The 13,014-nt window shown below is 69.0% G+C and carries 11 protein-coding genes; all 11 read left to right on the top strand.

What is annotated here, in order from left to right:
- The first annotated feature begins 22 nt into the window (after positions 1-22).
- The 11 genes from BLW48_RS14850 (at position 23) to cobN (ending at position 13,003) form a co-directional block, all read left to right on the top strand.
- The gene (locus BLW48_RS14850) at positions 23-1,939 is read left to right on the top strand and encodes a TonB-dependent receptor domain-containing protein (protein ID WP_093175806.1); all 1,917 of its coding nucleotides are present in this window, start codon (positions 23-25) and stop codon (positions 1,937-1,939) included.
- Positions 1,924-3,339 carry a cobyrinic acid a,c-diamide synthase CobB gene (locus tag BLW48_RS14845; protein ID WP_093175803.1) on the top strand — a complete coding sequence of 472 codons (1,416 nt, stop codon included), beginning with the start codon at positions 1,924-1,926 and terminating at the stop codon, positions 3,337-3,339. The genes BLW48_RS14850 and BLW48_RS14845 overlap by 16 nt, the downstream gene beginning before the upstream one ends.
- Positions 3,323-3,922, top strand: coding sequence for a bifunctional adenosylcobinamide kinase/adenosylcobinamide-phosphate guanylyltransferase (locus BLW48_RS14840; protein WP_093056494.1), 600 nt, complete (start codon positions 3,323-3,325; stop codon positions 3,920-3,922). The genes BLW48_RS14845 and BLW48_RS14840 overlap by 17 nt, the downstream gene beginning before the upstream one ends.
- Positions 3,919-4,797: an ABC transporter substrate-binding protein gene (locus BLW48_RS14835; protein WP_093175801.1), complete on the top strand. Its 879-nt coding sequence runs from the start codon at positions 3,919-3,921 to the stop codon at positions 4,795-4,797. The genes BLW48_RS14840 and BLW48_RS14835 overlap by 4 nt, the downstream gene beginning before the upstream one ends.
- A complete protein-coding gene (locus BLW48_RS14830; RefSeq protein WP_093056496.1) occupies positions 4,794-5,819 on the top strand; it encodes a FecCD family ABC transporter permease in 1,026 nt (341 codons plus the stop codon). Before BLW48_RS14835 ends, BLW48_RS14830 begins: the two co-directional genes overlap by 4 nt.
- Positions 5,816-6,604: an ABC transporter ATP-binding protein gene (locus tag BLW48_RS14825; protein WP_093175798.1), complete on the top strand. Its 789-nt coding sequence runs from the start codon at positions 5,816-5,818 to the stop codon at positions 6,602-6,604. The genes BLW48_RS14830 and BLW48_RS14825 overlap by 4 nt, the downstream gene beginning before the upstream one ends.
- 316 nt (positions 6,605-6,920) lie before the next feature.
- Positions 6,921-7,490: a cob(I)yrinic acid a,c-diamide adenosyltransferase gene (gene cobO / locus BLW48_RS14820; protein ID WP_093056498.1), complete on the top strand. Its 570-nt coding sequence runs from the start codon at positions 6,921-6,923 to the stop codon at positions 7,488-7,490.
- Positions 7,491-7,495: 5 nt separating this feature from the next.
- Entirely contained in the window at positions 7,496-8,179 is a 684-nt protein-coding gene (bluB, locus tag BLW48_RS14815; RefSeq protein WP_093073813.1) for a 5,6-dimethylbenzimidazole synthase, read from the top strand.
- Positions 8,179-8,652, top strand: coding sequence for a MotA/TolQ/ExbB proton channel family protein (locus BLW48_RS14810; protein ID WP_093073815.1), 474 nt, complete (start codon positions 8,179-8,181; stop codon positions 8,650-8,652). Before bluB ends, BLW48_RS14810 begins: the two co-directional genes overlap by 1 nt.
- Positions 8,649-9,002, top strand: coding sequence for a DUF2149 domain-containing protein (locus BLW48_RS14805; RefSeq protein WP_093073817.1), 354 nt, complete (start codon positions 8,649-8,651; stop codon positions 9,000-9,002). Before BLW48_RS14810 ends, BLW48_RS14805 begins: the two co-directional genes overlap by 4 nt.
- Positions 8,999-13,003: a cobaltochelatase subunit CobN gene (cobN, locus tag BLW48_RS14800; RefSeq protein ID WP_093175795.1), complete on the top strand. Its 4,005-nt coding sequence runs from the start codon at positions 8,999-9,001 to the stop codon at positions 13,001-13,003. Before BLW48_RS14805 ends, cobN begins: the two co-directional genes overlap by 4 nt.
- The last annotated feature ends 11 nt before the right edge of the window (positions 13,004-13,014 follow it).

Below are 13,014 nucleotides of genomic sequence, written 5' to 3'. Positions count from 1 at the left end.
TTGACGTTCGTTCGGCTCATTCATGATTTCCCACGTTTGCTTTTCTCGCGGCCGCGCTCCTGCGCGCCGTCTCCGCCATGCCTGCCTGCCGCTGGCGCTGGCTTCCGCCTTCGGTGGCCTGGCCCATGCACAAGACGCCCCCACGCTGGGCGAAACGGTGGTCACTGCCAACCGCACGCCGCAGGCGCTGTCGGACCTGGTGGGCGACGTGTCCATCATCGACCGCAAGACCATCGAGCGCAGCGGCGCGACCGGCGTGGCCGACGTGCTGGCGCGCCTGCCCGGCATCGAGATCTCGCGCAGCGGCGGCGTGGGCAACACCACCAGCCTGTTCATCCGCGGCGCTGAAACGCGCTTCACGGCCGTGTACCTCGACGGCGTGCGCATCGACTCGCAATCGACCGGCGGCGCCGGCTGGGAAGGCATTCCGCTCTCGCAGATCGACCGCATCGAAGTGCTGCGCGGCCCGGCCGCCGCGGTGTACGGCTCCGACGCCGTGGGCGGCGTGATCCAGCTCTTCACCAAGCGCGGCGATGAGGGCGTGTCGCCTTACGCGGGCATCGGCTTCGGCAGCAAGGGCCTGCGCAAGATCGAAGGCGGCGTGAGCGGCAAGTCGGGCCTGTTCGACTATTCGTTCGGCGTGGCGCACGAGGAAAGCAAGGGCTACAACGTGCAGCCCGCAAGCAAGCGCAACGTGGTGAAAGACGGCTACACCAGCCCCGACCGCGACGGCTACAACAGCACTTCGGGCAACGTGAAGCTGGGCTTCCAGATCACGCCCGACCAGCGCCTGGAGGCCACGCTGCTCACCAGCGACATCAAGGCCGGCTACGACACCACCGTCTCCTACAGGACCAAGCCGCCGATCCTGTTCCGCGACGACGTGTCGAACAACACGCTGCGTACCGCCGGCCTGACCTGGTCGGCCAAGTGGAACGACATCTACAGCACCCGCGTGCAGGTGACCGATTCGCAGTCGGTCTATAAGACGCAGCCTTCGTTCTACCGGACCGAAACCAACCTGCGCGGCTACCTGTTCCAGAACGAATTCCGCTTCGGCCCGCACCTGGTGACGGCCACCCTCGAGCGCCGCGAAGACGCGCTCGAAAACGCGCCCACCACCTCGTCGAAGCTGCTGTCGCGCGACCGCTCGCAGGATGCGATTTCGCTCGGCTACGGCTTCGTGCAGGGCCCGCATTCGCTGCAGCTGCATGTACGCCACGACAGGGACAGCGAGTTCGGCGGCAAGACGACTGGCAGCGCGGCTTATGGCTACGCCATCACCCCGTCGCTGCGCTTCACGGCCTCGGCCGGCACCGCCTTCCGCGTGCCCACGCTGTACCAGCGCTTCAGCGAATACGGCGTGTCCACGCTGCGGCCCGAAAGCAGCCAGAACGTCGAGCTGGGCATGAACTACGCCCAGGACGGCACCACCGCCGGCATCGTGGTGTATCGCAACCGCGTGCGCAACCTGATCAACTTCGTCGGCACCGCCACGGGCTGTGCCTCGACGTTCGGCTGCTACACCAACGTGAACCGTGCCACCCTGCAGGGCGCCACGCTGTCGGCCAGCCAGCGCCTGGGCGACGTCACGCTGCGCGCCTCGCTCGACGTGCAGGACCCGAAGGACGCCGACACCGGCAACCTGCTCGCACGCCGCTCCAAGCGCCATGGCACCCTGGGCGCCGACTGGCGCGTCGCCGGCTGGACGCTGGGCGCCGAGGTGCAGTCCTCGAGCAAGCGCTACGACGACGCGGCCAACACCATCAAGCTCGGTGGCTACACCGTGCTGAACCTGTCGGCCAGCACGCAGATCACGCGAGACCTCAACCTCGTGGCCCGCGTCGACAATGTGGGCAACAAGGACTACCAGTTCGCGCGGCTGTACGCCAATGCCGGCCGCACCGCGTACGTCGGTCTCAAGTGGACGCCTCACTAAGCCAAGCTACCCAACCAGGCGACACCGCCGGTGCCGCGGCAGTCTCGTGCGCCGCGGTGCTGGTGGCTGCCCCGGCTTCGGGGCAGGGCAAGACCACCGTCGCCGCGGCGCTCGCGCGGCTGCATGCGCGCCAGGGGCGGCGCGTGCGCGCCTTCAAGTGCGGGCCCGACTTTCTCGACCCGCACTGGCTGGCGCTGGCCACCGGCGCGCCGGTGCATTCGCTCGACCTCTGGATGACCGGCGAGGCCGATTGCCGCTCGCGCCTGCGCGCCGCGGCGGCCGAGTGCGACCTTGTGATTGTCGAAGGCGTGATGGGCCTGTTCGACGGCACGCCCAGCGCGGCCGACCTGGCTGAGCGCTTCGGCCTGCCGGTGCTGGCGGTGATCGATGCGCACGCCATGGCGGGCACCTTCGGCGCGCTGGCCTACGGGCTGCAGAACTTCCGGCCTGGGTTGCCATGGGCCGGCGTGCTGGCGAACCGCGTGGCCAGCGAGAGGCACGCGGGCATGTTGAAAGACGCGCTGCGCGAACCCTCGCAGTGGCTTGGCGCCTTGCCGCGCGACGCGGGGTTCACGCTGCCCGAGCGGCACCTGGGCCTCGTGGCCGCTACCGAACTCGGCGATGCGATGGCGCGTCTCGACGCGGCGGCCGATGTGCTGGGCGCCACGCCGCTCGGGCAGATGCAGACCAGTCAACTGCCGCAGGTGCGTTTCGAGGCACCCGCTTCCGGCGAGGCAGAAGCCGTGCCGCCGCTGCTGGCTGGCCGCGCCATCGCCATTGCGCGCGATGCGGCCTTTTCATTCATCTACCCCGCGAACCTCGACGTGCTCACGGCGCTGGGGGCGCGGCTGTCCTTTTTCTCGCCGCTCGCAGGCGATGCCTTGCCAGCATGCGACGCGGTCTGGCTGCCCGGCGGCTACCCCGAACTGCACGCCGAAGCGCTGGCCGCCTGCGCGCCGATGCGCGAATCGCTCGCCGCGCATGCCGCTGCGGGCAAGCCGGTCTGGGCCGAGTGCGGCGGCATGATGGCGCTGTTCGACGAACTGGCCACGCAAGACGACGCGCAGGTCCACCGCCTCTGGGGCCTGCTGCCGGGCCGCGTGACCATGCAGAAGCGGCTCGCCGGCCTTGGTCCGCAACAGCTCACCCTCGGCAGCCATACCCTGCGCGGACACACCTTCCACTATTCGCGCTGCGAAACGCCACTGGCGCCCGCCGCGCTCACTGCTAGGCCCGGCGCGACGCAGCCCGTGGGCGCACGCGGCGGCGAGGCGCTGTACGTGCACGGCCCGGTGCGCGCGAGTTACTTCCACGCGTGGTTTGCCTCCAGTCCGCAAGCCACGGCCCGCCTTTTCGGCGCCATGCCCATCGAGTTGGAGATCCATGCCGCAATCGAATAAGCCGAAGACCGTCGAGCACGAGTTCATCCTGGGCGGCCAGAAGAGCGGCAAGTCGCGCCGCGCCGAGCAGCGCGCGATCGACTGGTTCGCGGCCGATTCCCGCACGCACCGCGCCGTGCTGATCGCCACCGCGCAGGCCTACGACGACGAGATGCTGGAGCGCATCGTGCGCCACCAGGCCGACCGTGCCGAGCGCGTGCCCGGCATGCGCACCATCGAGGAGCCGATCGAACTCGCGCGCGCCGTCGTCACGCAGAGCACGCCTGAGACGCTGGTGGTGGTCGACTGCCTCACGCTGTGGCTCACCAACCTGCTGATGCCCTTGCACTCCGAAGACGCCCGCCCCGTGACGCGCACTCCGGCGACACACATCGCCATGCTGCTGGTCGCGCTGCGCGAGGCGCGCGGGCCGGTGGTGCTGGTCGGCAACGAGATCGGCCTGGGCGTGATTCCGCTGGGGCGCGAGACGCGCGCCTTCGTCGACGCGCTCGGCCGCCTGAACCAGGACGTGGCCGCCGCCTGCGACCGCGTCACCCTGATGGCCGCAGGCCTGCCGTTGAGCCTGAAAGCGCCTGCTGCATGAAGAAGAAAAAGACGATCCGCACTTCGCTGGCCGCACTCGGCCTGGCCCTGTTCGCGCTGGCCGCGCACGCCTTCGACGTGGTCGACGAGCGCGGCGTGTCCGTGAGCCTGCCGCAGCCGCCGCAGCGCATCGTCTCGCTGCTGCCGTCGCTTACCGAATCGATTTGTGCGCTCGGTGCCTGCAACCGGCTGGTGGGTGTCGACCGCTATTCCAACTCGCCCGAACAGGTGAAGGCGCTGCCGCAGCTCGGCGGCGGGATCGACCCGAACGTCGAGGCCATCGTCGCGCTCAAGCCCGACGCGGTGCTGCTCGCCAAGTCGTCGCGCGTCACGCAGCGGCTCGAGGCGCTGGGCCTGAAGGTGCTGGTGCTCGAACCCAAGAGCCATGCCGACGTGCAGCGCGTGCTCGACAAGCTCGACCAGGTGCTCGGCACGCACGAAGCGCCGAAGGTCTGGCGCGTGATCGATGCCAGCGTGTCGGCTGCCGCGCAGTCGGTGCCCGCGAGCGCCAGGGGCATGCGCGTGTACTTCGAAGTGAACAGCGCGCCGTACGCGGCGGGCGAGTCGTCGTTCATCGGCGAAACGCTCACACGGCTCGGCGTGAGGAACATCGTGCCGGCTTCGCTCGGCCCGTTCCCCAAGCTCAACCCCGAGTACGTGGTGCGCGCGAACCCCGACCTCATCATGGTCAGCGTGCGCAGCGCGCAAGGGCTGGAGCAGCGCCCCGGCTGGGCCGGCATCCGTGCGGTGCGCGAGGGCCGCATCTGCCGCTTCAGCGCGGAACAGTCCGACGTGCTCGTGCGCCCCGGCCCGCGCATGGACGAGGCCGCGCGCCTGATGGCGCAGTGCCTGAGTGACAAAGGCGGCAAACGGTGAACGCAGCGCGAAGGCACACGGTCCATCTGCGCCGCGTCTTGCTGCTTGGCGCAGGCCTGCTGGTGGCGGGCGCTGCGCTGATGGTGCTGGGCCTGGGCATCGGCAGCACTGGTTTCGAGAGCCTGCTCGCGGCGCGGCACGACCCGGTGGCGCTGCAGATCGTGTGGGACATCCGCCTGCCGCGCACGCTTGGCGCATGGCTCGCGGGCGCGCTGCTGGGGCTGGCGGGCGCGGTGGCGCAGGGGCTGTTCCGCAATCCGCTGGCCGATCCGTACCTGCTGGGCAGCGCCTCGGGCGCCTCGCTGGGCGTGGCGCTGGCGCTGCTGATGTTCGGCGGCTCCGCCGCCAGCGCGCAGTGGGTGATGCGGCTCGGGCTCACGGGCGCGGCCTTTCTCGGTGCGGTACTGGCGGTAATGCTCACGCTGATGCTGGCGCGGGGCGTGCAGCAGACGCTGCGCCTGCTGCTTGCCGGCGTGATCGTCGGCGTGGTGCTCGGCGCGGCGAAAGACCTCATCACCATCGCTTCGGCAGACATCCTGCAGGCCATCCAGGGCTTCATCCTCGGCAGCACCGGCCTCGTCGGCTGGAGCGCCTGCGCGGTGATGGCGATGGTCGGCGCGGTCTGCCTGCTGCTGGCCTGGGCGCTGGCGCCGGTGCTCGACGGGCTCGCGCTCGGCGAGGCCACCGCGCGCAGCCTCGGCCTGCCGCTGGGCGCGATGCGCGCGGCGCTGGTCGTGGTGCTGGCACTGGCCACCGGCGCAGCCGTGGCACAGACCGGGTTGATCGCCTTCGTCGGCCTGGCGGCGCCGCACCTCGTGCGCTCGGCCATCAAGACCACGCACGCGCGGCTGATCCTGCTGTCGGCGCTGATGGGCGGGCTGCTGCTGATGGCGGCCGACCTGCTGGCGCGCTGGCTGATCGCGCCGCAGGAACTGCCGGTGGGCGTGCTCACGGCCGTGCTGGGCGGCAGCTACCTGCTGTGGCTGATGCACCGCCGCGGCGCGCGGAGTGGCGTGGCATGAGCAGCCGACACAACAACACCCCGGCTCTCGAAGCGCGCCGCGTGAGCGCCACGCTCGGCGCAACCGAGGTGCTGCACGACATCGATCTGGCGTTGTCGTCCGCCCGCTGGACCAGCATCGTCGGCCCGAACGGCGCGGGCAAGTCGACGCTACTCAAGGCACTCGCGGGACTGCTGGCGCACCGGGGCGAGGTGCGGCTCTTCGGCGACGCGCAGAACAAGGTACCGGCGCGCATCCGCGCCCAGCGCCTCTCGTGGCTCGGCCAGAGCGGCACGGGCGAGGGCAGCGCCGACGACCTGATGGTCTATGACGTCGCCATGCTTGGCCGCCTGCCGCACCAGCGCTGGCTGGCCGCCCCCAGCGAGGCTGACCGCGAGGCGGTGGAGCGTGCGTTGCGCAGCACCCAGGCCTGGGAATGGCGAGACCGTCCACTGGGTCAGCTTTCCGGTGGCGAACGTCAGCGTGTGCTGCTGGCGCGCGCGCTCGCTGTCGAGGCCGAACTGCTGTTGATGGACGAGCCGCTCGCCAACCTCGATCCGCCGCACCAGGCCGACTGGATGCAGACCGCCCGCGCGCTGGTTGCCGAAGGCAAGACCGTGATCAGTGTGCTGCACGAGCTGCCGATGGCGCTGGCTGCCGACGAACTTGTCGTGATGGATCGCGGCCGGGTGGTGCACCACGGCGGCTGCAGCGACCCTGCCACGCACGCGGCGCTGGAGCAGGTGTTCGACCATCGCATCCGGGTGCATCGGGTGGCTGAGCAATGGATTGCGTTGCCGTTATGAGATGCGCTGTGTTTTCGGTGCGCTGTTGGGGGCGCGATCACGCCGACGGGGTGCCTTGCTCCGCGAATGTCCCCCGGCCTGCGGCCTCCTCCTTTATTTCGCTGCGCAAGGTACCCCATCGACGTGATCGTCCAGCGCAGCGGTTGATCGGCCGGCACAACAGCCGCGTCCATGTGCGAATGGCACCGGGTGCTCCCCGCAGCGAAATAAAGGAGGAGGCCGCAGGCCGGGGGACATTCGCGGAGGGGAGTACCCGGTGTCATTCGCACGCACCCCGAACAACAGAACAGCCCCCGAAAACTGAATTGGAACTCCCATGCAAATAGAGACACCCCCAAGCGAAAAGCCATACGAGAAACCAGAAGGCGAACGCCGAGGCCTCGTCATCGTCAACACAGGCGACGGCAAGGGCAAGAGCACCGCCGCCTTCGGCCTCGCGCTACGCGCCCATGGCCGCGGCAAGGCCGTGAAGATCTACCAGTTCATGAAAGTGCCGACCGCGCGCTTCGGCGAACACCGGATGTTCGAGCAGATCGGCATTCCGATCGAAGGGCTTGGTGACGGCTTCAGCTGGAAGAGCCAGGACCTCGAACGCTCCGGGCAACTGGCGCGCGACGGCTGGGAGAAGGCCAAGGCCGCGATCCTGTCGGGCGAGTTCTTCCTGGTGGTGCTCGACGAGATCACTTATCCGCTGATCTACGGTTGGCTGCCTCTGGAAGGCGTGCTCGAAACGCTGCGCGCGCGGCCAAAGCATGTACACGTGGTGCTCACCGGCCGGCGCTGCCCGCCCGAGATCATCGAACTGGCCGACACCGTGACCGAGATGACGCTCGTCAAGCACGCCTTCAAGGCCGGCATTCCTGCGCAACGCGGCATCGAAGATTGAGCGTGATGGCACATGCGTTCGCGGTCGACGAGGTGAGGGCGGTCTACCGCGCCATCCACGAGCGGCGCGATATGCGTCACTTCGCGGGCGGGCAGGTCGCGCCCGAGGTGCTGCGCCGGCTGCTCGATGCGGCGCACCACGCGCCCAGCGTCGGTTTCATGCAGCCGTGGCGCTTCATCCGCATTCGCGGTGAGGCGCTGCGCCAGCAACTGCACCGTGTCGTCGAGCACGAGCGCGTGCTGACCGCCCGCGCACTCGGCGAGCGCGAGGACGAGTTCATGCGCCTGAAGGTGCAGGGCCTGCTCGACGCGGCTGAGCTGCTGGTGGTGACGCTGGCCGAGGGCCGCGAGAAGCACGTGTTCGGCCGCCGCACGTTGCCGCAGATGGACCTGGCCTCGGCCTCCTGTGCCATCCAGAACCTCTGGCTCGCGGCGCGCGCCGAGGGGCTGGGCATGGGGTGGGTGTCGCTGTTCGATCCGGCCGAGGTGTCGGTGCTGCTCGGCCTGCCTGAAGGCGCGGAGCCCATCGCCTTGCTGTGCCTGGGGCCCGTGCACAGCTTTTACGAAGAGCCGATGCTGCAGCGCGAACGCTGGGCGAAGCGCGAGCCGCTCGCGTCGCTGGTGTTCGACGAGGGCTGGGGTCGGCCTTCGGACCTTTTCGACCATCCGTCTCCCGTGGAGCCCACCTGATGCTGGCTTTCGACACCGTTCTCTTCGAGCTTGCGCGCCTGTTCCTCTGGCCGGTGACGCTGGGTGTGTTGCTGTCCTTCGTCTATGCCGTGTACTGCCTTGGCGCGTTCGGCATCGAGTACCTGCAGCGCCGCCGCGATCCTTCGCGTGCGCTGGTGCTGCAGGGCCACGCGCAGGCCAGCCAGGAGCAGATGGAGCTGGTCGTGCTCAAGCAGCTCGAAGGCGTGCGCTTGTGCAGTCGCGTGGCGCCGATGCTGGGGCTGATCGCCACCATGATCCCGATGGGCCCCGCGCTCGTGGCCGTGGCCTCGGGCGAATCGCAGGGCGTGGCGCAGAGCCTGGCGCCCGCATTCGCGAGCGTGATCGTGGCGCTGGCCTCGGCCTCGATCACCTTCGTGGTCTACACCGTGCGGCGCCGCTGGCTGATGCGCGAGCTGGTGTCGGTGCTCGATGCGCGGGATCGCCTTTCATGAGCCGACGCCAGTTCTCGATCTTGAGCAGTCTGGACAGCGATGACGACGACCCGGTGCTCTCGACCATCAACCTGATCGACGTGTTCATGGTGGTGATCGGCATGCTGATGATCGCGGTCATCAACAACCCGATGAACCCGTTCGCGCAGGACAAGGTGACGATCATCCGCAACGAGGGCCAGCCGAACATGGAGATCGTCACGCGCGAGGGCCGCAAGATCACGCGCTTCAAGGCCAGCGGCGCGACGGGGCAGGGCGACGGCGAGAAGGCCGGCACTGCCTGGCGGCTGAAGGACGGCACGATGGTCTATGTGCCGGCGGATGCCGTTCCAGCGCAGGGCGGGAAGTGACGCGGGTTTTCTTCTTCTGGCTTTTGGTGGCGGTGCTGGGGTTTCTTGCGCCGGCACAGGCCCAGCCTGCGGGTGGAGGTGTCGTTGTTTTGAGCACCTCGCTGGTTTCGCCGGCGCGGGTGGTTCGATTGGAGGCTGCGGCGCGTGAAGCCGGGTTGCCGTTGCAGGTGGTGTCGGCGTCGCAGGACTCGCCCGAGACGCTGACTGCTGCGCTCGAAGGGGCGCGTCTGCTCGTCATCGATGCACCGCACATCAGCGTCGCGCAAGCTGCTGCTGCGCGCTTCGGCGACACGATCTCGCGCAGCACGGCACCATATGTGCTGATTGGTGAGTTCGCGCTGGTGGCCAAGGGGCAAGCCTCCACTGCCGCGCCGCTGGTGACCGAGCGCGGCGTCGATGCCGCATGGGCGCAGCGCCTGCGCGAGTACTGGCGCTTCTCGGGTGCGGCCAATCTCGACGCGGCGATGAAGGCCCTGGCGCAGCCCGGCAAGCTCGACGGCCTGCCCGACCCGGTGCCGCTGCCGCTGGCCGGCCTCTATCACCCAGGCTGGCCCCGCATCGAAACCGACATCGCCGCCATCGAACGGTTGCCCGGCAGCAGCGGCACGGTCGCCATTGCCATCAACAGCGCCACCGTGACGGGCGACGACACCGGCTGGCTCGATGCGCTGATCGCCTCGCTCGAACGGCGCGGCTTGCGCGCCTATGCCTTCTACGGCCCGCGCCAGCAGAAAGACCTGTTCTTTCGCATGACGCACGCCGGCGAGCAGCGCGTGGCCGATGCGATCGTCAATGCCTCGCTGGTCTTCAGCCCGAACGAGCGCAAGGCCGAGCTTGAGCGCATCGGCGTGCCGGTGCTGCAGACGCTGCCCTCGCTGGCCATGGACGCCACCCAATGGACGCAGAGCAAAGATGGCCTGTCGCAAACCGACATTGCTGCCTACTACAGCCCGAGCGAGCTGGCCGGCATGACAGACCCGATGCTGGTGAGCGCGCGCGATGCGGCGGCTGGCACGCTGCAGCCGTTGCCCGCGCAGATCGATGCTGTGGCAGACAAGGCGGCTGCGCTGTTGCGGCTTCAACGCACGCCGGCCGCGGACCGCCGTGTGGCGATGCTGGTCTACAACTACCCACCGGGCGAAGCCAACTTCGGCGCGTCCTTCCTCAATGTGCCGCGCAGCGTGAGCAACATGCTCGCGGCAATGAAGTCCGCCGGCTACCGCACCGAACTGCCGGGCGCCGACGCGCTCATCGCGCAAGTGCAGGCGACGATGAGGGCCTACTACCCGACGGGGCAGGGCGACGAGCTGCAGCCGCTGCTCGACAAGAACCTGGCCGACGTGATGCCGCTGTCACGGTACCTTGCATGGTTCCGGTCGCTGCCGGTGGAAACGCAGCGCCGCATCGAGAGCTACTGGGGCCAGCCCGAGAAGTCGACCATGCTGCGCCCCGTCGCGGGTGAGCAGGCTTTCGTGATCCCGCGCGTGCAGTTCGGCAACGTCGTCGTGCTGCGCCAGCCGCCGCGCTTCGAGCCCGGCACACAGGTGGCGGACAAGGCCGAACAGGTCTATCACCGCTCGGCCATTCCGCTGAGCCACGGCTACCTCTCCACCTACCTCTGGCTGCGCACGCAGTTCGGTGCGAGCGCGGTGGTGCACGTGGGCACGCATGGCACGGTCGAATGGTCGGCGGGCAAGGAGCGCGGGCTGTCGGTGCAAGACGATCCGCTGCTAGCGCTGGGCGATCTGCCGAATGTCTACCCGTACATCATGGACAACCTAGGCGAGGCCACGACAGCAAAGCGCCGCGGTCGCGCGACCATGGTGAGCCATTCGACGCCGATGTTCGCGCCCGCCGGTTTTCGGCCCGGCGTGCAGGCCATGCACGAGCGCATGCACGACTGGGAGACGCTGTCGCCCGGCCCGGTGAAGACGGCGATGGAAAAGCAGCTGACGGCCGAGTTCGTGGAGCAGCACTACGACCGCGACCTGAACTGGACGCCCGCTCGGATTCGCGCGAACTTCGCCGGCTTCATCGCGGTGCTGCATCCGTACCTCGACGAACTCGCGCAGACCGCGCAGCCGCTGGGTCTGGCGACCTTCGGGCAGGCGCCCGATGTGCAGCGCCGCCGCATGACGATCCTGCAGATCCTTGGCAAGCCTCTGGTCGAGGCGCTGGGTGAAGACATCGACGAGGTTTTTCTGATCGATGCGAAGAGCGTTGCCGGCTCGCGGCCCGCGCGCTGGGTCGAACTCGCGCTTACCGATGCGCAGGCAGCGAGTGCCATGGGCAAGACCTCGGCCGAACAGCGGAGTCTGCTGTCGCTGGCCGAACGCGCGCAGAAGCTCGATGCCGTGCTTGCCCACAACGAGGAAATCGAAGGACTGCTCACGGCGCTCGACGGCCGCTACCTGAAGTCGAGTTACGGCGGCGACCCGGTGCGCAACCCCGACAGCCTGCCGACCGGTCGCAATCTCTACGGCTTCGACCCGAGCCGTGTGCCTACGCGCGCGGCCTGGGACGCAGGCGTTACCGCGATGGACGCCTGGATCGCCGAACATGCAAAGACCCATGCCGGCAAGGCGCCGGAAAAGATCGCCTTCACGCTGTGGGCTGGCGAGGCCTCGCGCCACCAGGGCGTGCTGGAAAGCCAGGCCTTCTACGCCATGGGCGCGAAGCCGCGCTGGGACGAGGGCGGGCGCATGACGGGCATCGAGGTGATTCCCGCGTCGGTGCTGAAGCGGCCGCGCATGGACGTGCTGATCAGCGTCACCGGCTCCTACCGCGACCAGTTTCCCAACGTGATGCGCTGGCTCGACGAGGCGGTGCAGCAGGTGGCTGCCTTGCGAGAGCCCGGCAACGCCGTCGCGCAGCACAGCGAGGCGATGGCGCGCAGGCTGCGTTCGGAAGGCGCGTCGGTGCAGGAGGCGCAGCGCTGGTCCACAGCGCGCGTTTTCTCGAACGAGCAGGGCAGCTATGGCGCCGGGCTCGAGGAAGCCGCGCTTGCGAGCGACGTATGGAAGAACCAGCAGCGCGGCGGCGGCGATGCGCAGATGGCGCAGCTCTACATGGATCGCATGGGCCACGCCTACGGCAAGGGCCTTGACGGCGCCGCGCGGCCGGGGGCCTATGCGGGCAATCTCATGCAGGTCGATGCGGCGCTGATGGCGCGCAGCTCCAACCTGTATGGCGTGCTGACCAACGACGATCCGTTCCAGTACCTTGGCGGCATCGCGCAGGCCGTGCGCCAGCTCACTGGCAAGGACCCGGCGCTGTACGTGCAGAACCTGCGCGACGGCAGTGCGGTGCGCACCGACACGGCCGCAGGCGCCATCGCACGCGAGATGCAGACGCGCTACCTGCACCCGCAATGGATCGAGGCGCAGAAGGCCGAAGGCTACAGCGGCACGTTGCAGGTGCTCAAGACTGCGCAGTTTCTCTGGGGCTGGCAGGTCACGGCGCCGCAGGCGGTGCGTCAGGACCAGTGGCAGTCGCTGCACGAGGTGTACGTGCGCGACAAGTACAAGCTGGGCACGCGCGAGTGGCTGGAAGGCGATAACCGGGCGGCCTTCGCGCAGACGCTGGAGCGCATGCTCGATGCGGTGCGGCTGAACTACTGGAAGCCGGATGGCGCCACGCGACGCGAGCTGGCACGGGCCTATGCGGAGGCGGTGCGCGCGACCGGGCTGCGCGAGCGGAATGCGGGCGTGCAGCGGTTCGCGCAGGCGGAGTTGTCGCAGCCTGCGCCTTCACACCAGCCACGCCCGTCGGTCGAGCCCGTGGTCGCGGCAGCGCCCGTGCCAGCTCCTACCCCGGCAGCCGAGCCAGCGCCGGACAGCCCCCAGCCCGTCAGCGGCCTCAAGCTCGAACCCACGCCCGCTGACGCCCCATCGCCCAAGGCCGAGACCATCGTCCTTCGGCTCTGGGTGGCGTTGGGGACCGCGCTGCTTGTCGCACTCGGTGCACTGATGCAGTGGCGCCGGGGCAGGGCGACTGCCTGATTCGCGAGAAT

The organism is Variovorax sp. YR266, assembly GCF_900107295.1.
Classification (GTDB): domain Bacteria; phylum Pseudomonadota; class Gammaproteobacteria; order Burkholderiales; family Burkholderiaceae_C; genus Variovorax.
The sequence above is the reverse complement of the archived record's forward strand: the minus strand, read 5'-3'. Positions and strand labels throughout refer to the sequence as shown.

What these genes read in the sequence shown, in the direction of transcription:
- BLW48_RS14850 (WP_093175806.1), top strand. Translation starts at nt 23, where the DNA reads ATGATTTCCCACGTTTGCTTTTCTCGCGGCCGCGCTCCTGCGCGCCGT.
- BLW48_RS14840 (WP_093056494.1), top strand. Translation starts at nt 3,323, where the DNA reads ATGCCGCAATCGAATAAGCCGAAGACCGTCGAGCACGAGTTCATCCTG.
- BLW48_RS14835 (WP_093175801.1), top strand. Translation starts at nt 3,919, where the DNA reads ATGAAGAAGAAAAAGACGATCCGCACTTCGCTGGCCGCACTCGGCCTG.
- BLW48_RS14825 (WP_093175798.1), top strand. Translation starts at nt 5,816, where the DNA reads ATGAGCAGCCGACACAACAACACCCCGGCTCTCGAAGCGCGCCGCGTG.
- cobO (WP_093056498.1), top strand. Translation starts at nt 6,921, where the DNA reads ATGCAAATAGAGACACCCCCAAGCGAAAAGCCATACGAGAAACCAGAA.
- bluB (WP_093073813.1), top strand. Translation starts at nt 7,496, where the DNA reads ATGGCACATGCGTTCGCGGTCGACGAGGTGAGGGCGGTCTACCGCGCC.
- BLW48_RS14810 (WP_093073815.1), top strand. Translation starts at nt 8,179, where the DNA reads ATGCTGGCTTTCGACACCGTTCTCTTCGAGCTTGCGCGCCTGTTCCTC.
- BLW48_RS14805 (WP_093073817.1), top strand. Translation starts at nt 8,649, where the DNA reads ATGAGCCGACGCCAGTTCTCGATCTTGAGCAGTCTGGACAGCGATGAC.